Origin of the sequence: Chryseobacterium fluminis, assembly GCF_026314945.1 — a bacterium.
Lineage (GTDB): Bacteria > Bacteroidota > Bacteroidia > Flavobacteriales > Weeksellaceae > Chryseobacterium > Chryseobacterium fluminis.
Map to the genome: position 1 here is coordinate 2,044,052 of NZ_CP111121.1, position 23,328 is coordinate 2,067,379.

The 23,328-nt window shown below is 37.1% G+C and carries 22 protein-coding genes; 9 read left to right on the forward strand and 13 right to left on the reverse strand.

Annotation, left to right across the window (positions count from 1 at the left end):
- Window positions 1–232: 232 nt before the first annotated feature.
- From ODZ84_RS09160 to ODZ84_RS09170, 3 genes are all read right to left on the reverse strand, one after another.
- Complete coding sequence (locus tag ODZ84_RS09160) at window positions 233–691, reverse strand: regulatory protein RecX (protein WP_266176695.1); 459 nt, start codon at window positions 689–691, stop codon at window positions 233–235.
- A 59-nt stretch (window positions 692–750) separates the two neighbouring features.
- Window positions 751–2,016, reverse strand: coding sequence for a serine hydroxymethyltransferase (glyA, locus tag ODZ84_RS09165; protein WP_266176696.1), 1,266 nt, complete (start codon window positions 2,014–2,016; stop codon window positions 751–753).
- A gap of 390 nt (window positions 2,017–2,406) precedes the next feature.
- Window positions 2,407–3,303: an NAD(P)/FAD-dependent oxidoreductase gene (locus ODZ84_RS09170; protein WP_266176697.1), complete on the reverse strand. Its 897-nt coding sequence runs from the start codon at window positions 3,301–3,303 to the stop codon at window positions 2,407–2,409.
- Between the two features lie 129 nt (window positions 3,304–3,432).
- Here ODZ84_RS09170 and ODZ84_RS09175 point away from each other — a divergent pair, with 129 nt between their 5' ends.
- Window positions 3,433–3,810: a Fur family transcriptional regulator gene (locus ODZ84_RS09175; protein ID WP_266176698.1), complete on the forward strand. Its 378-nt coding sequence runs from the start codon at window positions 3,433–3,435 to the stop codon at window positions 3,808–3,810.
- A gap of 163 nt (window positions 3,811–3,973) precedes the next feature.
- Here the strand turns inward: ODZ84_RS09175 and ODZ84_RS09180 are convergent, their stop codons facing one another.
- The 4 genes from ODZ84_RS09180 to ODZ84_RS09195 form a co-directional block, all read right to left on the reverse strand.
- Window positions 3,974–5,173 (reverse strand): efflux RND transporter periplasmic adaptor subunit, encoded by a 1,200-nt coding sequence (locus ODZ84_RS09180; RefSeq protein ID WP_266176700.1) that lies wholly within the window; start codon window positions 5,171–5,173, stop codon window positions 3,974–3,976.
- Window positions 5,174–5,205: 32 nt separating this feature from the next.
- On the reverse strand, window positions 5,206–6,477 hold the full coding sequence (locus ODZ84_RS09185; RefSeq protein WP_266176701.1) for an ABC transporter permease: 1,272 nt from the start codon (window positions 6,475–6,477) through the stop codon (window positions 5,206–5,208).
- Window positions 6,478–6,584: 107 nt separating this feature from the next.
- The gene (locus ODZ84_RS09190) at window positions 6,585–7,814 is read right to left on the reverse strand and encodes an ABC transporter permease (RefSeq protein WP_266176702.1); all 1,230 of its coding nucleotides are present in this window, start codon (window positions 7,812–7,814) and stop codon (window positions 6,585–6,587) included.
- Between the two features lie 99 nt (window positions 7,815–7,913).
- Window positions 7,914–8,606 carry an ABC transporter ATP-binding protein gene (locus ODZ84_RS09195; protein ID WP_266176703.1) on the reverse strand — a complete coding sequence of 231 codons (693 nt, stop codon included), beginning with the start codon at window positions 8,604–8,606 and terminating at the stop codon, window positions 7,914–7,916.
- 423 nt (window positions 8,607–9,029) lie between these two features.
- On the opposite strand from ODZ84_RS09195, the gene ODZ84_RS09200 reads away from it, so the two are divergent.
- From ODZ84_RS09200 to ODZ84_RS09215, 4 genes are all read left to right on the forward strand, one after another.
- Window positions 9,030–10,004 carry a ribonucleotide-diphosphate reductase subunit beta gene (locus ODZ84_RS09200; RefSeq protein WP_266176705.1) on the forward strand — a complete coding sequence of 325 codons (975 nt, stop codon included), beginning with the start codon at window positions 9,030–9,032 and terminating at the stop codon, window positions 10,002–10,004.
- Between the two features lie 322 nt (window positions 10,005–10,326).
- Window positions 10,327–11,985, forward strand: coding sequence for a ribonucleoside-diphosphate reductase subunit alpha (locus ODZ84_RS09205; RefSeq protein ID WP_266176707.1), 1,659 nt, complete (start codon window positions 10,327–10,329; stop codon window positions 11,983–11,985).
- 152 nt (window positions 11,986–12,137) lie between these two features.
- Window positions 12,138–13,028, forward strand: a complete 891-nt coding sequence (locus ODZ84_RS09210) for a DUF72 domain-containing protein (RefSeq protein WP_266176708.1) — start codon at window positions 12,138–12,140, stop codon at window positions 13,026–13,028.
- Window positions 13,029–13,198: 170 nt separating this feature from the next.
- Window positions 13,199–13,432 (forward strand): hypothetical protein, encoded by a 234-nt coding sequence (locus ODZ84_RS09215; protein ID WP_266176709.1) that lies wholly within the window; start codon window positions 13,199–13,201, stop codon window positions 13,430–13,432.
- A gap of 24 nt (window positions 13,433–13,456) precedes the next feature.
- On the opposite strand, the gene ODZ84_RS09220 is transcribed toward ODZ84_RS09215, so the two are convergent.
- Window positions 13,457–14,053 (reverse strand): hypothetical protein, encoded by a 597-nt coding sequence (locus ODZ84_RS09220; protein ID WP_266176710.1) that lies wholly within the window; start codon window positions 14,051–14,053, stop codon window positions 13,457–13,459.
- 56 nt (window positions 14,054–14,109) lie between these two features.
- On the opposite strand from ODZ84_RS09220, the gene ODZ84_RS09225 reads away from it, so the two are divergent.
- Entirely contained in the window at window positions 14,110–15,354 is a 1,245-nt protein-coding gene (locus ODZ84_RS09225) for a hypothetical protein (protein WP_266176711.1), read from the forward strand.
- Here the strand turns inward: ODZ84_RS09225 and ODZ84_RS09230 are convergent.
- The 5 genes from ODZ84_RS09230 to ODZ84_RS09250 all read right to left on the reverse strand — a co-directional run bounded on the left by ODZ84_RS09230 (window position 15,351) and on the right by ODZ84_RS09250 (window position 21,189).
- Complete coding sequence (locus ODZ84_RS09230; RefSeq protein ID WP_266177341.1) at window positions 15,351–15,995, reverse strand: HD domain-containing protein; 645 nt, start codon at window positions 15,993–15,995, stop codon at window positions 15,351–15,353. The genes ODZ84_RS09225 and ODZ84_RS09230 overlap by 4 nt on opposite strands.
- Window positions 15,995–16,834, reverse strand: coding sequence for an alpha/beta hydrolase family protein (locus tag ODZ84_RS09235; protein ID WP_266176713.1), 840 nt, complete (start codon window positions 16,832–16,834; stop codon window positions 15,995–15,997). The genes ODZ84_RS09230 and ODZ84_RS09235 overlap by 1 nt, the downstream gene beginning before the upstream one ends.
- An 87-nt stretch (window positions 16,835–16,921) precedes the next feature.
- Complete coding sequence (locus ODZ84_RS09240; RefSeq protein WP_266176715.1) at window positions 16,922–17,812, reverse strand: ribokinase; 891 nt, start codon at window positions 17,810–17,812, stop codon at window positions 16,922–16,924.
- Between the two features lie 80 nt (window positions 17,813–17,892).
- Window positions 17,893–18,528 (reverse strand): DUF4241 domain-containing protein, encoded by a 636-nt coding sequence (locus ODZ84_RS09245; protein ID WP_266176716.1) that lies wholly within the window; start codon window positions 18,526–18,528, stop codon window positions 17,893–17,895.
- 45 nt (window positions 18,529–18,573) lie between these two features.
- On the reverse strand, window positions 18,574–21,189 hold the full coding sequence (locus ODZ84_RS09250; RefSeq protein WP_266176717.1) for a valine--tRNA ligase: 2,616 nt from the start codon (window positions 21,187–21,189) through the stop codon (window positions 18,574–18,576).
- A 128-nt stretch (window positions 21,190–21,317) separates the two neighbouring features.
- Between ODZ84_RS09250 and ODZ84_RS09255 the strand changes: the two genes are divergently transcribed.
- From ODZ84_RS09255 to ODZ84_RS09265, 3 genes are all read left to right on the forward strand, one after another.
- On the forward strand, window positions 21,318–21,788 hold the full coding sequence (locus ODZ84_RS09255) for a DUF1573 domain-containing protein (protein WP_266176718.1): 471 nt from the start codon (window positions 21,318–21,320) through the stop codon (window positions 21,786–21,788).
- A gap of 139 nt (window positions 21,789–21,927) precedes the next feature.
- Window positions 21,928–22,797: a polyphosphate kinase 2 family protein gene (locus tag ODZ84_RS09260; protein WP_266176720.1), complete on the forward strand. Its 870-nt coding sequence runs from the start codon at window positions 21,928–21,930 to the stop codon at window positions 22,795–22,797.
- Window positions 22,798–22,948: 151 nt separating this feature from the next.
- The gene (locus tag ODZ84_RS09265) at window positions 22,949–23,326 is read left to right on the forward strand and encodes a hypothetical protein (protein WP_266176721.1); all 378 of its coding nucleotides are present in this window, start codon (window positions 22,949–22,951) and stop codon (window positions 23,324–23,326) included.
- Window positions 23,327–23,328 lie beyond the last annotated feature (2 nt).

Consider the following 23,328-nt stretch of genomic DNA (forward strand, 5'->3'; position numbering starts at 1 on the left):
GTCTAAGTTGATCATTCCAACTCGAAATAATCATGATGCATCACTGCAAAATTAAGATAAAATTCCATCTATACTTTAAATTTAAAAAATAAATTTTAAATAGGAACAAACTATTAACAAAAATCATACCATACAAACCTGCCTCAGCAGTCTGGTATAAGATCATAATGGGTATAACGCGCTAATTTGACAACGGATAAAAATTTAAAACTGTAGGTAAAAAAAATGAATATTAATCAAAAATATTATTTATTTTTTCATATTCAAAACCTTTGCTTATTAAATATTTTACTGTCTTGGATTTTTTCTGGTATTCTTTTAATCCATTTTGTTTTGAGTAGTAATCTTCGTACATTTTTTTTATGGTTTTTTCATAATCCGCCTCATCTATCTCATCAAAACAGGCATTAATTAATTTTTCAGATATCTGCTTTAGCTTTAAATTGATTTTAATCTTATTTTTCCCCCAATGCTTAATATAAAACTTTCCTCGGATATAACTCCGGGTGAAGCGCTCCTCGTTCAGGTAATTTTCTTTTAAAAGATAAAGCATAATTTCTTCTTTGGCTTCTTCGATTAAGAGAAATTCTTTCATTTTCTGCTCTACTTCTGCGTGACATCGATCCTGATAAACACAGTAGTTTACCAGCTTCAATTTAATTTCAGAAAAAGTTAAAGATTTCTTTTCCATAGGATACAAAAAAGAATGAGCAAAAGCCCATTCTCTATATTTTTAATTTAAGATAACGATTAATAATTAAATAAGGCCTTCCCTTCCATTAATTCATTCACTCTCTTTCTTACCGAGCCAAGAACCTCTTCATTTTTGATATTATCGACTACTTCAGAAATTAATTCTGCGATAGTATCCATATCGTTCTCTTTCAGGCCTCTTGTCGTGATGGCTGCTGTACCCAATCTGATCCCTGAAGTGGTAAATGGTGATTTATCATCAAACGGAACCATATTTTTGTTACATGTAATATCAGCCTTCACAAGTGCTTTTTCAGTTTCCTTACCGTTTACATTTTTATTCCGGAGGTCCACCAGCATCAGGTGGTTGTCTGTACCTCCGCTTACGATATCAAATCCTCTGTCGATCATTGATTTTGATAAAGCCTGAGCATTGGATCTCACCTGCTTGGCGTAGATTTCGAATTTTCCGTCGATAGCCTCTCCGAATGCAACTGCTTTACCCGCAATCACATGCTCCAGAGGACCTCCCTGAATTCCAGGGAAAACCGCACCGTCAAGAACCTGGCTCATCATTTTGATCTCGCCTTTTGGTGTTTTATGACCATATGTATTTTCGAAATCTTTACCCATCATGATCATTCCTCCTCTGGGACCTCTTAAGGTTTTATGAGTCGTTGTTGTTACGACGTGACAATGTTCAAAAGGGTTATTTAACAGTCCTTTTGCTACCAATCCTGCCGGGTGAGCAATGTCCGCCCATAGGGTAGCCCCAATTTCATCAGCAACCTCTCTGAATTTAGCATAATCCAGATCTCTGGAATACGCTGAGAAACCTGCAATAAGCATTTTTGGTTTTTCTCTTAAAGCCACTTCCCTCATTTGGTCATAATCAATAAGGCCTGTCTCCTGCTGAACTCCGTAAGAAACCACATTGTACTGAATTCCTGAAAAATTTACTCCCGAACCATGCGTAAGGTGACCTCCCATAGAGAGATCCATCCCCATGATTTTATCACCGGGTTTTAAAACAGCCAGATAAACTGCCGCATTAGCCTGAGAACCGGAATGTGGCTGAACATTGACATAATCTACTCCGAAAAGCTCTTTTGCTCTCTCGATAGCAAGCGTTTCAACCTCATCTACTACTTCACATCCTCCGTAATATCTTTTTCCGGGATATCCTTCAGCATACTTGTTTGTCAATACGCTTCCCATAGCACTCATTAAGTTATCAGAAACAAAGTTTTCTGATGCAATCAGCTCAATTCCATGAGTTTGTCTTTGTCTTTCCTTTTCAATCAGGTCGAAAATAATGTCCATTTTACTTTTAGTTTTTGAAATTTTTCACCCCAAATGTACGGAAATTACTTTGAGATTTCGGTATCGTAAAATATGATTTTGGTCTTAAAATTTAATAAAATACCGGTAAAGCTTTTCACTAATGAACTTTTCGCAATAATTCTTTATTTCTGACGAATTTTAACAGGCTGTTGATTTTAAAGAGCCAGAAAATTAAGTTGAATATAGTATTGGCGGAATTTATGTTCCGGCTGTTCACAGCCAATAAAACTTATAATTGTCACTGCTATTTCCTGTATATGGAAGCCTACGGGACAATTATCCTATTTTTTTTGTCTGTATTAACCGTTATAATGAAAAATTCTTCACAGCAGCGCTATGAAGAATAAAAAAAACATATGAACTGAAACTTTAAAACTCTTCTTCTGCCAATTCTCTATTAACAACAGCTCCCGTAAAATTCCCCTGGGCGACTGCATTGGCAACCGACCTCATCATTGTAACATTATCTCCGCATGCAAAAACTCCCGGAATATTCGTTTTGTGCATCGCATCCACTTTAATAAACCCCTGTTCCGTTAATTCCAATGCTAAATCTTCAGTATTGATATTTTGCTTAAAAGGAATTTTTGCGTACAGAGCTTCTAAGGAGACTTCCCGGCTGTTTTCAAAGACAATTTTCTGAATCTGACCATTTTCATGCTGAACTTCTGCAATATTATCTTCGGTAATTTCGATTTTATTCCTCTCCAGTTGATCAGTCTGATCAAGGATAAAACCTGATTTTCCATTTGTAAATAACGTCAGATCTTTGGTTAAATTAAATACTAGTTTTGAGAAATCAAATGCTATATCGCCGTTAGAAAGAATGCCTGTTTTTTTATTTCTGACTTCATAACCATGGCAATACGGACAATGCAGAATAGAGATTCCCCAACATTCCGAAAACCCCGGAATATCAGGCATAACATCTTTAATTCCTGCCGCAATAATCAGTTTTTTCGCATAAAATTCCTCACTATTTGCTGTAGTAACCGTATACTCTGTGGCATTTTTTATCATTTTCACAACCTCCCCTTCGTGAAATTGCACGGTTTCATATTTCAGAACCTGCTCTTTTGCAAGGTCTGAAATTTCTTTCGGCGTACTGCCGTCGTGCGTGATAAAATTGTGTGAGTACGGAGTCTGCCGGTTACAGGGTTTTCCACTGTCTATAATCAAGACATTGCGTAAAGATCTTCCTAGCGCCATAGAAGCCGATAATCCCGCATAGCTGCCCCCGATAATGATAACATCAAAATTTTTCATATGCTTATTGCTTATTGCTTATTGCTTATTGCTTATTGCTTATTGCTTATTGCTTATTGCTTATTGCAAAAGTAAAACAAATTTTCACTAATGCGACATAATCGCAATAATAATTTTTATATTTGTAACATGGCAAAAAGAAATACCGTCACCAAGCAGCTGATCCTGGATTCATTAAAAAATTCGAAATCAGCAGTCAGTCAGGAAATTTTACAGAAAGAACTGGGAGAAACGATAGACCGGGCAACGATTTACAGGGTTTTAAACAGTTTCTGTGAAGATGGTATTGTGCATAAAATCTTAGGTGATGATGGTAAATTTTATTTTGCATTTTGCGTCAACTGTTCAGAAAAGAAACACCATCATCAACATTTTCATTTCAGATGCTTAGCCTGTGAGAAAATAGAATGTCTTCCCAACGAAATGGACGTTAAGCTACCGAAAGGTTACCGGTCTGTTAATTTTAATGGATTTATTTCAGGGTATTGTGCCGATTGTTCTCATTAATTGTTTAGAATTTCTTTTAACTACTTATCTCCGGAATATTGAAGCATTTGATATATTAACAACAGCTCCAAAGCTTCTATAAAGCTTTAATTTTTATTATTATAACAAAAAATCCCGGGAAAATTTCCCGGGACCTACAGTTAAAACCTATAGTGATCGTTTATTATTTTTGTTTTTCTTTTAACTCTTCTTTATCTTTATCGGAAGGATTCCAGACTTTGACTTCAGAGTCTTTTGTAATGGGAGATCCGGGAAGAACCTGAACATTGATTCCGTCACTGGCTCCCAGTTTTACGTATTCTTTTTTGAATTTACCATCTTTTTGTTTCACTTCAACGAAAGGGATATCCTTACCATTCTTTTTTTCATACTGAACAAGGGATTCATCCAATAACAGGGCATTTTTCTGAGAATTCAGGACGATTTCTCCGTTTGCCGAGAATCCGGCTCTGATGTATTCATTATTTGGGTTATTCACATCCCCTTCTACAGGAAATTTGATGGTCCCGTTTGTATCTTTTCCTTTAGGAGCAATCATTGTTAATTTGCCCGGGAACGTTTTGTTCTGCAATGCTCCGATGACAATATTCATTCCCATGCCCTGCTTTAGCTTTCCTGCCTGCGCTTCATCAATCTCGCCCTGGAAAATCAGGGAATTAAGATCAGCAATGGAGCATATGGTCGTTCCGGCATTAAATGAATTCGCTTCAATAACCTGGCTTCCTACTTTTACGGGCACTTCAAGAACAGTACCAGAAGCTTTGGAACGGATCTGGGTTGTAGCGAGCCCCTGCAGTTCGGGAGTAGAACCTGTTTTCACGATCTGTAATGTTTTCTGTGCAGTTACCAGCTGCTGCCGTGCATTCTTCAATGTCTGTTGGGTAGAATACAGCTGCTGCTGTGCATTCAGATATTCCTGTTTTGAAGCAACACCCTGCCGGTACAACTTCTCCTGTATTTCAAATTGCTTGCGCATGTTATCAACATTGAGTTTTGCATTGTTAATCTGGAGCTGGGAATTATCTACATTTTGCTGGGCATTGTTTACATCTGCAATATTCGGAATAATTCTTACGGTTGCGATCAACTGTCCTACCTCTACTTTATCTCCTTCATCCACTAAAATTTTATCGATGATTCCCGCAATATTGGGTTTGATTTCAATTTCTTCTTTGGGAACGATTTTTCCGGTTGCCATCACTTTATCATCCATGTTCTGAATGGTAGGTTTTCTGGTCAGGAAAGCTTCGCTCTGCTTAGAATTTGATTTTACGAGATATCCAATTCCCGAGAACAATGCCACTGCAAATAAAAGCCCCAAGACAATATAAATGGCTTTTTTCCAGGTGAATTTCTTTTTCATATAATAGTTTATTTTTTTATTTACGTAATTCTTTATTCCGTCCTTAATGCTTCAATGGGTCTTATTTTTACAGCTCTCTGTGCAGGAATCATTCCGATAACCAATCCCAATATAACCATTACGGACAGAGCCGCAAAAACATTTCCATAGTTAACGGTAGGATTATAAAACGGAAACGCGTCCTGGTTTTGGGTAAGCATATTTAAAATAATCAGCACGAAGATTCCCGATATAAATCCGAGCAGGCCCGAGGACAGCGTAATCACAACACTTTCCAGCAAAATCTGGTTCCGGACTTCGGATGGCTTTGCTCCCAAAGCTCTCCTGATACCGATTTCTTTAGTTCTTTCCTTTACGGTAATTAACAATATATTCGAAATGGCAATTACCCCGGCCAGAATTGTCAAAGTTCCCACGATAATTGTTAAAAGCTGCATTCCGGTAAGAAAGCCGGTCAGTTTTTTGAATTCCTTTCCAAGATTAAAACTGCCGAATGCGTTGGTATCTTCAGGCGATACTTTATTTTTAGTTTTCAAAACCTGCTTTACTTTTTCTTCCACCTCATTTACATTGGCATTCGGCTTACTCACAATAGCAAACATGTCGATCTGGTCCCCCGCATTATACATTTTGGTATACGTAGAAAGCGGGATAAAGGCAGTCTGGTCATTTTCAAAACCTCCTCCTTTTTTCACCCTGAAAACACCAATGATGTTAAAAAAGATGCCTTTTATATTGATCGACTGTCCCAATGGATTTTCATTTTTTTTGGAATCGAAAAAGTTTTTATAAATTTCTTCACCGATGACGGCTACATTTTTATTGCCTGAAACATCCGCATCATTGATATAGCGCCCGAAGATCAGCTTCTTTTCTGAAATTTTATTTCCGATAGGGTAATCTCCGGAAAGAGAATAGGTTCCGTTTTTACCGTTTCTGGACATTGATTCTCCGGCGGTTCCTGTAAAACTTCCCCTGGCATTCTGCGGAGATATATAATCTATTTCAGGAATTTTATTTTTAAGCATCTGGATATCCGGCAGATTAAGATGCAGCTGCCTGCCTTTTGGAAAACCTTCATAAGGGATATTTGTATTCTGAGCCCAAAGGAAAATAGAATTGGTGGCAAAGCCTGAAAACAGTTTATCAAAACCATTTTCCATTCCCTTCGCTGCGCCCAGCAGACTTACATATAAAAACATGCCCCATCCTACACCGATCATGGTAAGGAATGTTCGAAGCTTATTATTCTTGAGTGAATAATAAATTTCCTGCCAGGTATCCTTTTTAAATAAGATGTTCACTCTTTTAAGTTATTAATTATTAATTATGAGTTATGAGTTATGAGTTATGAGTTATTAGTTAATTCAGATTTAATTTAATTAACTAATTTTCAAATTTTCAAATTGAATTATTCTGTTCTCAAAGCTTCAATCGGTTTGATTCTGGAAGCTCTGTAAGCCGGAACAAATCCTGCGATAAGTCCTGAAAAAACCAGTGCTATAAATGCTGTGAAAATAGTTCCCCATCCTACACTCGGACTTTTTATAAAATACTCTTCGAGACCGTCTCCTATCAGATGTAAAGCCAGTACTCCAAGCCCCACACCCACAAATCCTGAGACGACGGTAATAACAACACTTTCCTGAACGATAAGGGCTACAATACTTCTGGGTTTTGCGCCGATGGCTTTTCTTACCCCGATTTCCTTGGTTCTTTCTTTTACAATATAAACCATGATATTACTGATCCCGATGATCCCTGCCAGGAGTGTTCCCATCCCGATAAATCCTACAATGGCGGTAAGAACTGCCATAAAGGTAAAAGTATCGTTCATATTCTGAGCGTTATTCCAGACCCGCACCCCGTTTTCATCATCGGGAGCCACACTTTTTCTGGCTTTCAGTTTATCCTTAAGTTCATCCCCATATTTGATGGCCTCCTGAGGATTCAGCTTTTCATTATAAGCAATATATACTGTGCTTACCGTATCAGAGCCTTTTTTCATCTGCTGTAGAGCAGTAATAGGAACGGTAATATGTCTTTCGTCCCGGTCTCCTCCGTCATCAGAAAACACACCGATAACTTTAAACATGGTCCCGTTGATATCCAGATCTTTCCCAATGGGGCTTCCGTTTTTAATAAGATCTCTCTGAACCATTCTTCCGATGACGGCAACATTTTGTTTTCTTTCCAGGTCCATGGGACCAAGATATCGCCCTTCAATCATCGTTCGGTTTTCGATATATTTTTCTTCCGCATCGGCACCATTTACCTGATAATTCCCACTTTCTTTACCATATTTCACTAATAAGCTGGCGGTATATCGTGGCGTGGCATTCCCTACTTTCTCCTTATCAACACCCACCAGGAAGTCATAATCGCTGTTGTTCATGACCACTTGTCTGTCAGACTGCAATCCATTGTATGCAAGAGTCGTTTTTCCTGTAAATATGGAAATCAGGTTCTGGGCATCCCGCGCAAACCCTTCGGTAAAAGCATTCTGCAGACCAGTGCCAATCCCGAAAAGAACAATGAAGATAAATAATCCCAAAGCCACGGTAAAGCCGGAAAGCACTGTTCGCAATACATTACTGCGAATGGAACTGAATATTTCCTGCCAACGATCTAGATCAAACATATATTTAAATTTGAAGCGGTAAGCCTAATAATGGAAGTTTTCAATCTTCCCGCTGATTTTTATGTTACTAATAGAAGCCTCTTTCTCTAAATTTCTTTCTTATTCTAAAACAATCTGTTTTATAAACTCATCACTTTCTATAATCCCGTCTTTTAAAATTACATTTCTTTTGGTTTGTGCTGCCACATCGGGTTCGTGAGTTACAATGATGATCGTTTTTCCTTCATTATTAATATCCTGAAGGAGCTTCATAATATCATGGGTTGTTTTAGAATCCAAAGCTCCTGTCGGCTCATCCGCCAATACTACTTTAGGGTTGGTAATAAGAGCCCTTGCGATGGCAACTCTCTGTTTCTGTCCTCCGGAAAGTTCGTTCGGTAAGTGATGGGCCCACTGCGCGAGTCCTACCTTTTCAAGATATTCCATCGCTTTCTGGCTTCGCTCTTTTCTTGGAACATTCTGATAGTATAAAGGAAGTGCAACATTATCGAGAGCGGTTTTATAACCGATTAAATTAAAAGACTGAAAAATAAACCCCAGAAACTTACTACGGTATTCCGCTGCTTTTATTTCAGACAAATGTTCTATAGGAACATTATCCAGCTCATAAATTCCTGAATCCTTTTCATCGAGAATGCCTATAATATTAAGAAGGGTAGATTTTCCGGAACCGGAACTTCCCATAATGGAAACAAACTCCCCTTCAGCAATGTTAAGATTAATGCCTTTGAGAACATGCAGTTTACTTTTTCCCGTATCGTATGATTTATGTAGATCCTGAATTACTAACATTAAGTGACATATGTTTTTATGCCTAATAAGTAGATGTTAAACTCAATTTGTTACAAGAATAAAAATTTCTTTAATTAAATTATTGTTTAATAACATAAGCCTTTATTTAAAAGGTTTTATGAAAAACTGTTTAACTGTAACATATCAATAATGTACATTTTTGAACAATAATCCCGTGTAAGTCAATATCAGCCGATGTTTTATGTAAATGTGGAAAACTTTTAAGGTTAAAACTCAATCAATTACTCTTTACCCCTTTTAAATACAGTTCTTTTTTTCGACCTTTGTGCTTCGCACGGCACAAAACAAAACCACTTTTTCTGTGAAGAACTTTCGAATGATAAGTCACATAAAATCAGGTTTTTGAGTAATTTCCGAGCCTTATTCATAGTGATCTGATTATTTAATTTAAAAGATATTAATATGGGAATTTTTGATAAAAGAGTAAGCTATAAGCCATTTGAATACCCTGAGGTTCTTCAATTTGTAGAAGCCATCAATAAATCGTTCTGGGTGCATTCGGAAGTGGACTTTACTGCAGATGTTCAGGATTTTCATTCGCAGTTAGAACCACACGAGAAACATGCGGTAAAAAATGCGCTACTGGCCATCGCACAAATCGAAGTGTCCGTAAAGACATTTTGGGGGAACCTGTACCACCATATGCCAAAGCCTGAGCTTAATGGTCTAGGAGCTACTTTTGCAGAATGTGAATTCCGCCATTCTGAAGCTTATTCCCGCTTATTGGAGGTATTGGGATACAATGAAGAATTCTCTTCCGTAGTAGAGATTCCTGCTATAAAAAAGAGAATTGATTTCTTATCAAACGTTTTGAAACATGCTAATTCTACAACTCCTAAAGAATATGTTTCTTCACTTTTATTATTCAGCATCCTGATCGAAAACGTATCGCTATTCTCCCAGTTTGCCATTATCCTTTCTTTCACAAGATTTAAGGGATTCATGAAAAATGTTTCCAATATCATCGCATGGACTTCTATCGATGAGCAGATTCACGCAAACGGCGGAATTTATCTAATCAACAAAATCCGTGAAGAACAGCCTGATCTGTTAACGGATTCTGATATCGAAGATATCTATACCCTGGTAGACCAGTCTATAGAACTGGAAGGTGAAATCCTGGACTGGATTTTCGAATTGGGCGAGCTGAATGTTTTCTCAAAAGAAGATCTTTTAAATTTTATGAAATACCGTGTAGATGACAGTTTAAAGAAAATCAATATGGACACCCGCTACGATGTTTCTCCTGAACAATACAAACCAATGGTATGGTTCGAAGAAGAAGTTTTTGCCAATTCTATGGATGATTTCTTTGCCAAAAGACCGGTAGATTATACAAAACACGATAAGAGTATTACGGCAAATGATCTTTTCTAGAATTTAACTGGAAAATGCGCGAGCGAAGCGAGCGTCAAAGCTGTTAGTATTCGCGATGTAATGCCGAGCCTGCCGAAGTATTTATAATACAGATTCTCCGACAAGCTCAGAATGACACATTAAGGATAAAAACAAAAACAAAACACGGATTAATGTAATTGTAACTTACATTATTCAAGCACATCGATGACTAGGTTTTGAGTGTTTAGAAATTAAGAGATGAAAGCGGGCCTGATGGTTCTTATGAAGTAAAATTTTACAATCAATTTAGCACAAAATTCCCAAGGGTAAAAACAGAGGAATTCGAAAATATACAACAATTATGGAAGAACAAAATTCAAATATATGGTGGCTCAATGAAGAGTCTGAGCAAATGCTTAACAGAGGGTATCTGTTGAAGGGAGAAACTGTAGACGGGGCAATCGACAGAATCACCACTGCTGCTGCCAAAAAATTATACAAACCGGAACTTCAGCCCGCTTTCAAAGAAATGATCACCAAAGGATGGATCAGCTTTTCATCTCCTGTGTGGGCAAACATGGGAACACAGAGAGGTCTTCCTATTTCTTGTTTCAACGTTCATATTCCTGACAGTATCGAGGGAATTACCCACAAAATGGGTGAAGTTATCATGCAGACAAAAATCGGAGGCGGTACTTCCGGATATTTTGGAGAACTCCGTAACAGAGGAACTGCAGTAACTGATAATGGGAAATCATCGGGCGCCGTTTCTTTCATGAAACTGTTTGACACCGCGATGGATGTCGTTTCTCAGGGAGGGGTACGAAGAGGAGCCTTTGCCGCTTATCTGGATATTGATCACGGTGATATTGAAGAGTTCTTATCAATTAAAGATATCGGGAGCCCGATTCAAAATTTATTCACAGGGATTTGCGTTCCTGATTACTGGATGCAGGATATGATCGATGGAGATATGGATAAGCGTAAGATCTGGGCAAGAGTTCTTGAAAGCCGTCAGCAGAAAGGTCTTCCTTATATTTTCTTTACAGATAATGTGAACAGGAATAAACCACAGGTTTACAAAGATCTTGGAATGCCGGTGAATGCAAGCAATCTTTGTTCGGAGATCATGCTTCCGTCTACAAGAGAAGAATCTTTCATTTGCTGCTTATCATCCATGAACTTAGAATTGTACGATGAGTGGAAAGATACGAATGCTGTACAGCTGGCCGTTTATTTCCTGGATGCCGTTTTAACTGAGTTTATCGAAAAAACAGAAGGAAACTACTACCTTCAGGGAGCAAGAAACTTCGCCATGCGTCACAGAGCCCTTGGATTGGGTGTTTTAGGATATCATTCTTACCTGCAGAAAAATATGATTCCGTTTGAAAGCTTTGAAGCCACTCAATTCAATGCGAGAGCTTTCAGACACATCAAAGAACAGGCAGAACTCGCTTCAAGAGAATTAGCAAATATCTACGGGGAACCGGAATTGTTAAAAGGATATGGCTTGAGAAATACCACTACCATGGCCATTGCTCCTACCACTTCAAGTTCTGCGATCTTAGGACAGACCTCTCCCGGGATTGAACCGTTTGCTTCTAATTATTACAAAGCCGGCTTAGCTAAAGGAAACTTTATGCGTAAAAACAAATATTTAGCCAAATTGTTAGAAGAAAAAGGCCTTGACAATGAAGAAACCTGGAGAACGATCATGCTGAATCATGGTTCTGTGCAACATTTAAAAGAGCTGACTGACGAAGAGAAAGCAGTATTTAAAACATTCAAAGAGATTTCTCCAATGGAAATTATCTCTCAGGCAGCACAAAGACAGCAATATATCGATCAGGCTCAGTCTCTTAACTTACAGATTCCTTCTACAATGCCTGTAAAAGATGTTAATTATCTTTATATTGAGGCCTGGAAAAAAGGAGTAAAAACACTTTACTACCAAAGAAGTTCTTCTGTTTCCAAAGAAATGATGGTTAATTTTGTTAGCTGTTCAGCTTGTGAAGCATAAATCCTGCAAATAATATTCAATATAGTATCCGGCACGCTTTCAGCGTGCCGGATGCATTTTTATCCGATACACTGTTAAATGAAAGATAAACATCAAGCGTTTTTAGCCTTTTCGTTATATTTGTCAGACCATTTAATTTTTAAAATAGTATTATGAAATTCGGACAAGTAGAAGATCCTTCAAAAATAGATTTTACATTACCCAAAGACCATCCCAGAACAAAGGACATTTTAAAGAAAAATAAAAAGGGACTGGAGACCATCTCTGTGGGATGCGCAAAATGGAATAAAACCGACCTTAAAGGTTTCTACCCGAAAGGGACTAAGGATGAACTGACGTATTATGCCACTCAGTTTAATTCTATTGAACTCAATGCTACGTTCTACGGGATGCCGACTCCCGAACAGGTACAGACATGGAAAGAAAAGACCCCGGAAAATTTTAAATTTTTCCCTAAAATCACCAATACCGTTTCGCACTTCAGAAGACTTCTTAATATTGATGATGCCGTCACTCAATTTGCCGGCGCTGTTTTAAATTTTGATGAAAAACTAGGCATGGTCTTTCTGCAGCTTCATGATAATTTTAAACCGAAAGATTATGACCGATTAGAAAAATTTGTAAAAAGCTGGCCCCGGGAAGTTCCGTTAGGAATCGAACTGAGAAATACAGAATGGTTTACCGGTGAAGACATCTTTAATACAACGTGCACGCTCTTCGAGACCCATGGCATTACCAACATTATTGTAGATACTGCAGGACGAAGAGACATGCTTCATATGCGCCTTACTACTCCCAATGCATTTATACGGTATGTAGGTGCCAATGCAGAAAGTGATTATGAAAGATTAGACGACTGGCTGAAACATCTTACGAAATGGAAAAAAGATGGACTTCAAAATTTATATTTTTTTGTCCATCAGAACGTAGAGAAAGCCTCGCCACTTCTTTCCGCTTATTTTATTAAAAAGATGAATGAGGAATGGAAAACAGACCTTCCGATACCTAAAATGGCAACTGAAAGCACGGAAACCTTATTTTAAATCTAATTAAATTTTAATTTTATAGCACTAAATCATTAATAAATATTTATAAAAAAAACAATCGGATGTAAAAGTTTAACTGATTGATTAACAATCGAAAAGGTTTTACAAATCTCACCATGCACTGAAAAATTCAATATATTAGATCAATCTAATTTGAATATTAAAAAATGGAAAAAGAAATTTGTACCATCCGTATTGCCAGTAATAACTGCCGCAGAGACAGCTATACTTTCTATGAAAATGGCAGAATAAAAAGATTTTGTGTTCAAGAAAACCTCAGCCCCAATATTACCGAATGGCTCGACCGATCAGAACTCAGTGAACAGAGCAAAGATCGCCTGATAAAACATTGTCCCGAGGAGCTCAAAGAAAAAATAATGCTGATTTTAGATTATCCCTGAATAATCAGGAAACTGTATTTAAAATTATATTTTACGCTTCCTGAGAAGCAGAACGAGGTTAATAAATACCAGAAGAAAATCCAGGGTAACCCAGATTCCAAGCTTTATATTTTCATAATTATAGTTTTCAACCTCTTTTTTCGCTTTTTCCGAAAGCTTCAGACTTTGATTGATATAGTTCTGGATTTCAATAACCTGGTCAATATTTTTATTGGGTACCGAATGCTGTGAAAAATACACCAGATTTTTCTTTCCAAGATATCCCACAATCCAGTATTCATCAGAGGTATCCATTTTAAGATATTCTATACGGTAATATTCAGGGCGTATTTTACCAATATGCTTGGTATCAGGAATTCCATTTTTATCTTTATCTTTTAAATTAATAACATAAAAATCTAAAGCCTGAGGAAGTTTGTTAATCACCTGAAGAGATACAGAATCTTTCACTATTCCTACCGCGCTTTTTTTGATAAACCAATAGGTAAAAATAGAAATCGAAAAAACCAGTGTCGCAATACGAAATAATCTTGCCCATTCAGCAGTCTTCCCTTTTTTGACTTTAGATAAAAACAAAGAGATGAAAGATGCCCAAAATATGATAAAGATGATGAATACCATGTTGCAAAGATACTTTTTTATCAATACTTTTGCGGGAAATTTAAAAACGATTAACTATGAAAAAGACTTTTTTAGTTTTTTTATTATTTTTTGCATTTCTTTTAAATGCTCAGGTGAAATTTGAAAAAGGATATCTTATCACCAATGACGGGGAAAAAAAGGAAGTACTGATTAAAAATGTAGATTGGCTTAACAGTCCTGGTGAGTTTGTCTATAAAGCAGATGAAAACTCCAGGGAAGAAGTAGGAGGTCCTTTAGCGATTAAAGAATTCGGAACCTATAATTATAATAAGTATGTTTCCTATACCGGACCTATTGATTATTCATCAGATGATATCTCTTTCCTTTCTTATAAAAGAGAACCTGAATATAAGGAAAATACGGTATTCTTAAAAGAAACTGCTTCCGGGGATAAAAATTTATATTTGTATAAAGGAAAGAACATCACCAGATATTTTTATGCAGATACAGGTAAAAATTCAGATATCAAACCTTTAACCTATAAAAAATATTATCCTAATGGGGATAATATGAAAATTGCGACAAATGAAGGATATATTAATGAATTAAAGATTATATTTTCTAATGACGCTGATGTTCAAAAATCAATTCCCAACACTAAATATACGGAAAGCAGCCTGAAAAAATTATTTGTAACACACAATGAATCCATAAGCGGGGTAACTCCCAACAGCCCTGTCTTGTCAGATAAAAACAAAACAAAATTTAATTTAAGTATTAGACCAGGGATCAATTTTTATTCTAAAATGGATATCAATAATATGTTCGGAAATCAAAATTTCGCATCAAAAACTAATTTCAGAATTGGTATAGAGGCTGAAATAGTACTTCCTTTCAACAGAAATAAATGGGCAATATTATTTGAACCAACCTATTCTTTTTATTCTAATGATAAAATAACCCAACCGGCTAATGATGAACTTTATAACATCAGCATGGACAGTTATTCTTTTATCAACCTACCGATAGGGATAAGACATTATATGTACCTAAATGATAAGTCTAAATTTTTTGTGAATGCTCAATTAAATGTTTTGAGACTGAAAACCGGTAAGGCAAAAACGATGGACCTTGATTATGAAGGAAACATTTTTGATCAGGCGAATTTAGCTCCTTCACAACTTTTTAAAAGTTTTTCAGTAGGAGCTGGGTATACTTACAATAATAAATATAGTATTGAATTCCAATACAGTACGTCTCACGAGATTCTGGAAAGTTCTTTTACAGAAAGCGCACAGATAAGCTACGCATCTATTATTTTGGGCTACAACATTTTCTAGTCTACATTCCATTCTTTATAAAACTGGTCGAGGAAAAGCAACATAAAATCATGTCTTTCCTCGGCTATTTTTTTACCCTCTTTTGTATTCATTAAATCCTTTAACAGCAATAATTTCTCGTAAAAATGATTAATGGTTGTTCCGTTAGATTTTTTATACTCTTCTTTTGACATCTCTAATTTCGGTTCGATATTGGGGTCATACATCAGATTGTTTTTAAATCCTCCAAAATTAAAGGTCCGTGCGATGCCGATCGCTCCGATGGCATCTATTCTGTCAGCATCCTGAACGATCTTTAATTCAACAGGAAGATTTTCGGGAGCTTCTCCCCTGTTTTTAAATGAAATATTCTTGATAATAAACAAGACCTGCTCAATCGTACGCTCTTCAGCATGCTGATTTTCCAGGAACTCACGTGACACTGTTAAAGCGATCGTTTCGTCTCCATTATGAAATTTCGGGTCTGCGATATCGTGAAGTAATGCTGAAAGTTCAACGATATCGGTATTGCATCTTTCTGTCTCCGCTATCTTTTTTGAAAGTTTCCATACTCTTTCAATATGAAACCAGTCATGTCCTGCTTCTGCACCTGCCAGTTTTTCTTTTACAAAAGATATTGTATTTTCGATTAAAGTATTCATCATATCAATTCATTTAAAATAATAGTCCAAAGCTTTTTATTATAGCTTCTGAAAAAATTAATGTGCCCTATTTCTCCCTTTTCAGATTCTGAAGTTTTTACCAGCCGATAAACAGGTTTCAGGTTCGGATAGGTATCATCCAGTAAGTTTCTCACACCTTTTTCTGTAAGCCATACATCGTCTTCTGCCCGGATCACCAATACTTTCTGGTTTAATTCTTTAGAGAAATCAACACTTTTCTCCAAAAGTCTGTTGGTAGATTTCCTGTTCAAAATTAAGGTTCTCCAGTCGTAAGCGCAATTTTTTGGAAGACTTTCTCCCAATCCAAACCAATGTGCTGGAAAGTAGCCTAATAACCCGGTAGTTATAGGCTGCATAATTCCAAAGCCAAGATACGCTTCTATTTTTGTCCTGAATTTTAAGTTTCCGACAAACGCATTCTGAGTTCCTACGAAAACAAATTCCTCAAATATTTCTGAATCTTTGTTCATCCCTAAAATTAACGCTCCCACAGAATGTCCGAGACCATATTTCTGATAGTCGTTGTAATTGTTTTTAATATAATCGGTAACTGTTCTATAATCCTCGGATTCCCACACGCGCATTGAAGCTTTAAAATTTCTCATCTTTTCAGGTTTTGAAAGTCCGATTCCACGGTAATCGTAGGTAATGACGGTAAATCCTTTTTGAGAAAAATAGTTCGCAAAAGAAAAATAGACCTGCTGTCTGACTCCCGTCGCAGAATTGATCAGCAGAAGTTTGTTATTGCTTCTTTCAGGCAAAAAGAGATGCGCAATGACTGAAATATCATCCCTGGTGATGAGACTAAGCTTTTCCATATTGTAAAAGAAATATCCACTATAAAAGTGGATATTTTAGTTTGTTATTTACGTTAAGTTTTAAACTTTCGATATGTAATAAATAATTTATGAATAGAAATCCGACACTCGTGGAAGTCCGGTTTGCGATCCTTTTTTAGCGGCAACTCTGATAGAAACATCATTTCCAAACTTTACACATTCTTCAATAGAATTCCCGTGACATAATGCTACGGCAAAACCCGATGTAAAACCGTCGCCGGTTCCCATTTTATAAAAGGTCTTATCATTATCATTCCGGTAGTACTTCATTTCGGTACCATTGAAATACACGGTAGAATTGGTATCATCTCTTACAAAAACCTTATTGAAGTATTTTTTAAGAATCTTCTCCCTCTCCTCTTCTCCAAAAACAATATAGAGTTCGCTGCTTTTTGCCACAATAAAATCTACCATTTCCAGAATATCATCATGTACTCTTGCCGCCGGAGAGGCATATAATCCGACCATCTTACGATATTTCTTGGCTTTCCGTACGGTATATTCAATAACTTTCATCGGAACCTCCAGCTGTACCAATACCAGGTCTACCGTATGAAAATACTTATCTGCCATTTCCACATGCTCAATACTGAGGTGATTATTGGCTGCAGGAACGACTACAATAGCTGCATCTCCGTCACAGGTTGTCACATAAGCGGTCCCCGTGGTTTCCTTATCCGTTTCATGTACAAAGCCTACATTCACATTCTCATTGACCAGATTTCTCATAATCTGCTGCCCCAGAGGATCCATCCCCACACAACCCACAAAATAAACGCTGGCTCCCAGCCTTGCCGTTGCTACTGCCTGGTTCGCTCCTTTTCCTCCGAAATAGCTTTCAGAATGGTATGCGATAACGGTTTCGTTTGATGCGGGAACTTTTTCGGTCTCTAATATAAGATCGATAGAAGAACTTCCTACAACGATGATTTTTGGTTGTTCAGATGAGAAATTCATTGTGTTTTGTATCGTTTTAATGTTTTATTTGATTTAATAAATGATAACAGACAAGCTGCTCTCAAAAATAATAACTTTGATCAACTAATCTCTATAAATTCTGTAATTATTTTTACCGGTGCATTATTTTTATCAAAAGCGATATAGCTGGCGTAAAAACCTTCACCATAACCTGTTTCAAAGGCGAATATTGTTCCTGGGTGTTTTTCGTTAGGTTTTAAGAAAGCATATTGATCAATAGCGCCGTTCTCATCAAAAAAATGTTCATGGAAAAATTCCTCATAAATTCCCTGAAAATCGGCTCCTTTGCTTTTATATAATTTCTGTTCCAATTCATTCAGGCTGTTCTGGGTATCAACATCCATAAAACATCCCATTCCGCTTTCCACGGGAAATCCGAAAACCTCTCCTTCGGAGAGATCTCTCAGGTCTTGCCCGGGTGTTGTGGCCAGTTTCCATTCGGAAACAGCTGAGTTATTAAAAATAATCTCAGCATACGCTACACAGTTGCTCTCTCTTTCTTTGTGTAATAAAACAGAAAAGTCTCCTTTCGGAAATTGTACGGAAAAGGGCTGCATATCATTGGTGATCAGAGGATCGCAGGCCACCAGCTTTCCACTGGAAAGATATATTTTACCCACTTCAAAACTTTCCAGCAAAGGACTTTCGACAAAGTCTTTAGAGAATAGTTTTTTTATGTTTTCTATGTGTGTCATTGTATTTGAAACCTTCAAGTTTTTCAACCTTGAAGGTTTGTTTATTTATAAAGTTTTTAATTTATCTTCCAGAATGGCAATTTTGTCCAGAGCATCTTTTTGTTTCTTGCGCTCTACTTCTACAACTTCCGGTTTTGCATTGGCCACAAACTTCTCGTTAGATAATTTTTTGTCAACAGAAATTAAAAATCCTTTTAAATATTTCAATTCTTCTTCTGTTTTTATTTTTTCTTCTCCCAAGTCTAAATTTTCACTTAATGGAATAGAAATTTCCGTTGCGCCTACCAGGAAGGTAAAGCTTGGTTTATCTGTCTTCGTTCGGAAATGAATTTCTGAAACGTTGGCTAACTTTTTAATAACAGGCTCATTCGCGAATTCCGAAGTATTGGTATAAATTTCTACCGCTTCTTTTGGAGATATCCCTTTAGTCTGACGGTAATTTCTGATTCCCGAAATGATTTCTGAGGCTGTTTCGAAGTTTCTGATAATGTCTTCATTAAATGCTTCCGCTTTCTTCTGCTGAGCAATAACCAAAGCCTCATCGGCAGTCCTTTCCGAAATTAACTGCCAGATTTCCTCTGACTGGAACGGTAAAAACGGATGAACCAGTTTCATTAATTCTTCGAAAAGAGCAACTGTTTTGCCATAAACTTCTTTAGAAATTCCTTCTCCGTAATTGGGTTTAACTGCTTCAAGATAAGAACCGCAGAAATCATCCCAGATGAGTTTATAAATCAGGTGTAAAGCATCAGAAATTCTGAACTTTTCAAACTGATCATCAATTTCAACGATGGTCTTGTTTAATTTATTTTCAAACCATTCAATGGTCTGATTTTCTGTTGTATTCGCCGGCTTATCTTCATGACTCCACATGTTAATCAAACGGAATGCACTCCAGATCTTCGTCATGAAATTTCTTCCCTGAAGCATCAAATCCTCATCAAAAAGCAGGTCATTCCCGGCTGCAGAACTTAACAGAATTCCTACCCGGACCCCATCAGCACCGTATTTATCCATCAGTTCCAGCGGATCCGGTGAGTTCCCTAAGGATTTTGACATCTTTCTCCTCTGTTTATCTCTTACAATCCCTGTAAAATATACATTTTTGAACGGAACTTCTTTTCTGTATTCCAATCCTGCCATGATCATTCTTGCCACCCAGAAGAAAATAATATCCGGACCTGTTACCAGGTCTGAAGTCGGATAATAATAATTGATATCTTTATTTTCAGGATCCAGCAATCCGTCGAATACAGACATCGGCCATAACCACGATGAAAACCAGGTATCAAGAGCATCTTCGTCCTGTTTCAGGTTCTCAGCTGTAAGCTGATCATTATTGGTTTTTTGTTTTGCTAAAACTAATGCTTCTTCAATGTTTTCGGCAACTACAAAATCATTTTCCCCATCACCGTAATAAAACGCAGGAATCTGCTGTCCCCACCAAAGCTGGCGTGAAATATTCCAGTCACGGATGTTTTCCATCCAGTGTTTATACGTATTTTTGAACTTTTCAGGGTAAAATTTAACCTCATCATCCATCACAACATCCAAAGCCGGTTTGGCAATTTCTGACATTTTTAAAAACCACTGAACTGAAACTTTAGGCTCAATAACGGCGCCTGTTCTTTCTGAAGTTCCTACCTTATTTACATAATCTTCTGCTTTTAACAAAAGATCTTTTTCTTCTAACTCTTTCGCGATCTGTTTTCTTACCTCAAATCTGTTCTTGCCGGCGTAATGCAAACCATGCTCATTTAGGTTTCCATCATCGTCCAAAGCATCAATCATCTGGAGATTGTGTTTTTGACCGATTTCATAGTCGTTGATGTCGTGAGCCGGAGTAATTTTAAGCGCACCGGTTCCGAATTCAATATCTACATACTCGTCTTCAATAATAGGAATCACCCTGTTTACAATCGGCACTATTACTCTCTTTCCTTTAAGATGAGCATATCTCTCATCATCAGGATTGATACAGACTGCCGTATCCCCGAAAATAGTTTCAGGACGCGTTGTAGCTACCGAAAGGAATTCTTCTGAACCTTCGATCTTATATTTAAGGAAATATAATTTTCCGTTCTGCTCTTTAAAAATGACTTCTTCATCAGAAATATTGGTCTTCGCTTCAGGATCCCAGTTGACCATTCTGTATCCTCTGTAAATAAGTCCTTTATTATATAAATCAACAAAAGATTTGATGACCTGCTGAGAAAGTTTCGGTTCCATGGTAAAGCGGGTTCTGTCCCAATCACAGGAACAGCCTAATTTTTTCAGCTGCTCCAGAATCGTTCCTCCATACTTATCAGTCCAGTCCCAGGCATGTTTTAAGAATTCTTCGCGGGTGATCTCAGACTTGCTGATCCCTTCAGATTTCAGTTTGGCAACTACCTTAGCTTCCGTAGCAATAGAAGCGTGATCGGTTCCCGGAACCCAGCAGGCATTAAAGCCCTGCATTCTTGCACGGCGGACCAGAACATCCTGGATGGTATTATTAAGCATATGGCCCATATGTAAGATCCCCGTAACGTTTGGCGGAGGAATAACAACAGTATAAGGCGGCTTATCATTGGGTTCTGAATGGAAGTACTTGTTTTCCAACCAGTAATTGTACCATTTCTGTTCTGTTTCCTGTGGATTATACTTTTCTGAAATCTGCATAAATTCTGTTTCTTTAATTTACAATTTGCAAAAATAGTCTAAAGAAAAAAAATTTTAAGTATGAATTAAAATAATTTTTAACTTTGTTTCTCAAAATTTATCTAACAAACATATTAACATTCAAGAATATGAAAAAATTAATCGCAGGAATTGCGTTATTCGGAACATTTGCTTTAGCATCTGCACAAACTATTACATTTGACAAGACTACTTTTGACTATGGTACAGTAAAGCCTAATGCTGACGGTATTAGATTTTTTACGGTAACCAACACTGGTGATAAGCCTTTGGTTCTTTCAAACGTAAAAGCCTCATGCGGATGTACCACTCCTGAATTCAGCACTGATCCTATTATGCCGGGAAAATCTGCAAAAATCAAAGTTGGATACAACACTGCGATCAATGGTGGATTTAACAAAATGATTGAAGTTTTTTCTAATGACCCTGCCAATAGCAGAAGCGTGATCTACATCAAAGGAACGGTAGATGCCAATGCTCCGGCAACTGCTACTGTAGCTCCGGCGGCTCCGGCTACAAAAGCTGAAGCGAAAGCAGCAAAAAAAATGGAAAAACAAGCCAAAAAAGTAGCGGCAAAGTAAGCTCTACTTATAAAAATTGAAAAACCGTCTCCTTCAGAGGCGGTTTTTTTATTATATTTATGTAACGTTTGGATTTTCAAAGGCCGGATTATAGCGGGCTATCACTGAACGCAAATTATAACCTTAATTAATAAAATATATGGACACCAATTTCTCAGATGACTTTGAAGTTAAAGGAAAATTTTCACTGAAAAAATATTCTACGAAATATGAAGGAAAAATCACCAAAGATCAGGGAGCCCAGTTACTGATTCAGGAGAAAGAAAAACTTCGTGATTTACAGGAAAAATTATATGCCGACGGCAGCAAATCTCTTCTGGTAGTGCTTCAGGCGATGGATGCTGCCGGAAAAGACAGCCTTATAGAGCATGTTTTCGGAGGGGTAAATCCTCAGGGCTGTACCGTAACCAGCTTCAAAACGCCGAGTTCCAGAGAATATTCCCACGATTTTCTGTGGAGACATTATCTCGCTCTTCCTACTAAAGGTATGATTGGTATATTCAACCGTTCTCACTATGAAAGTGTACTGGTATGTAAAGTTCATCCTGAATATAATTTAAATGAAAAAACATGGAAATCTGTAAAAGACTTTGACGATAAGTTCTGGGAAAACAGATATGAAAGTATCCGGAACTTTGAAAAACATCTTTCTGATAATGGAACCACCATTATTAAAATATTTTTAAACGTTTCAAAGGATGAACAAAAGAAAAGGCTTCTCGACAGAATTAATGAACAGGATAAGAACTGGAAATTTTCCGCTGCTGACCTTCCGGAAAGGGCTTTATTCGATCAATATATGGAGTGCTATGAAACTGCAATTAATGAGACTTCTAAAAATTATGCTCCATGGTACGTCCTTCCCGCAGACAATAAATGGTTTGCAAGAGTTGCCGCTGTTCAGATTATTATCGATGCCTTAGAAAAAATGGATCTTCATTACCCACAGGTGTCACAAGAAGAGATCGTAGCACTTCAGACCGCAAAAAAAAACCTGGAAGATGAGTAATTCTGTGTATAATCTACAATAAATCATAGGACAATAAAGTGATTGGTTAAATAAAATACACCAAAAAGTGAAAAATTTTAACTATGTAATGAATAATTTATTTATATTTATCAAAAAATTATTTTATTCAGCCAATCACTAAATTATAACTATGAAAAAACAGCTATTATTAGCAGCCTTTATCATATTAGGGCTATCTTCCTGTAATAATGAATCAGCAGCAGTAAATTCTGTTGAAAGCATGAAGACTCCGGAAATGAACAATTTCGACAAAGCTTTCAAGAGCTTGGGGGATCCTCAAAACAGACCGACGGAAGAGGAAAAGAAAAGAAATACGTCGGAACTGAGCGATCGAAGAAAAGCATTACTGGTACCCGCCTCCAAGGCATTAATTCTTTCCACCGGCATTACAGAAGCTGAACTGACCAGAAAGACCAATAATGATATGAGTGCAACCATAGTATGGGCCACCCAAATCTACTCGAAAAAAACAGCTGAAATCCGTAACAAGGCAAAATCCGAAAATTAAAC

Coding starts and splice junctions, on each gene's coding strand:
- ODZ84_RS09260 (WP_266176720.1), top strand. CDS start 21,928: ATGGACACCAATTTCTCAGATGACTTTGAAGTTAAAGGAAAATTTTCA.
- ODZ84_RS09265 (WP_266176721.1), top strand. CDS start 22,949: ATGAAAAAACAGCTATTATTAGCAGCCTTTATCATATTAGGGCTATCT.
- ODZ84_RS09230 (WP_266177341.1), bottom strand. CDS start 15,995: ATGAATACTTTAATCGAAAATACAATATCTTTTGTAAAAGAAAAACTG.
- ODZ84_RS09225 (WP_266176711.1), top strand. CDS start 14,110: ATGAAAAAGACTTTTTTAGTTTTTTTATTATTTTTTGCATTTCTTTTA.
- ODZ84_RS09220 (WP_266176710.1), bottom strand. CDS start 14,053: ATGGTATTCATCATCTTTATCATATTTTGGGCATCTTTCATCTCTTTG.
- ODZ84_RS09180 (WP_266176700.1), bottom strand. CDS start 5,173: ATGAAAAAGAAATTCACCTGGAAAAAAGCCATTTATATTGTCTTGGGG.
- glyA (WP_266176696.1), bottom strand. CDS start 2,016: ATGGACATTATTTTCGACCTGATTGAAAAGGAAAGACAAAGACAAACT.
- ODZ84_RS09190 (WP_266176702.1), bottom strand. CDS start 7,814: ATGTTTGATCTAGATCGTTGGCAGGAAATATTCAGTTCCATTCGCAGT.
- ODZ84_RS09240 (WP_266176715.1), bottom strand. CDS start 17,812: ATGAATTTCTCATCTGAACAACCAAAAATCATCGTTGTAGGAAGTTCT.
- ODZ84_RS09250 (WP_266176717.1), bottom strand. CDS start 21,189: ATGCAGATTTCAGAAAAGTATAATCCACAGGAAACAGAACAGAAATGG.
- ODZ84_RS09210 (WP_266176708.1), top strand. CDS start 12,138: ATGAAATTCGGACAAGTAGAAGATCCTTCAAAAATAGATTTTACATTA.
- ODZ84_RS09175 (WP_266176698.1), top strand. CDS start 3,433: ATGGCAAAAAGAAATACCGTCACCAAGCAGCTGATCCTGGATTCATTA.
- ODZ84_RS09170 (WP_266176697.1), bottom strand. CDS start 3,303: ATGAAAAATTTTGATGTTATCATTATCGGGGGCAGCTATGCGGGATTA.
- ODZ84_RS09200 (WP_266176705.1), top strand. CDS start 9,030: ATGGGAATTTTTGATAAAAGAGTAAGCTATAAGCCATTTGAATACCCT.
- ODZ84_RS09160 (WP_266176695.1), bottom strand. CDS start 691: ATGGAAAAGAAATCTTTAACTTTTTCTGAAATTAAATTGAAGCTGGTA.
- ODZ84_RS09245 (WP_266176716.1), bottom strand. CDS start 18,528: ATGACACACATAGAAAACATAAAAAAACTATTCTCTAAAGACTTTGTC.
- ODZ84_RS09255 (WP_266176718.1), top strand. CDS start 21,318: ATGAAAAAATTAATCGCAGGAATTGCGTTATTCGGAACATTTGCTTTA.
- ODZ84_RS09215 (WP_266176709.1), top strand. CDS start 13,199: ATGGAAAAAGAAATTTGTACCATCCGTATTGCCAGTAATAACTGCCGC.
- ODZ84_RS09195 (WP_266176703.1), bottom strand. CDS start 8,606: ATGTTAGTAATTCAGGATCTACATAAATCATACGATACGGGAAAAAGT.
- ODZ84_RS09235 (WP_266176713.1), bottom strand. CDS start 16,834: ATGGAAAAGCTTAGTCTCATCACCAGGGATGATATTTCAGTCATTGCG.
- ODZ84_RS09205 (WP_266176707.1), top strand. CDS start 10,327: ATGGAAGAACAAAATTCAAATATATGGTGGCTCAATGAAGAGTCTGAG.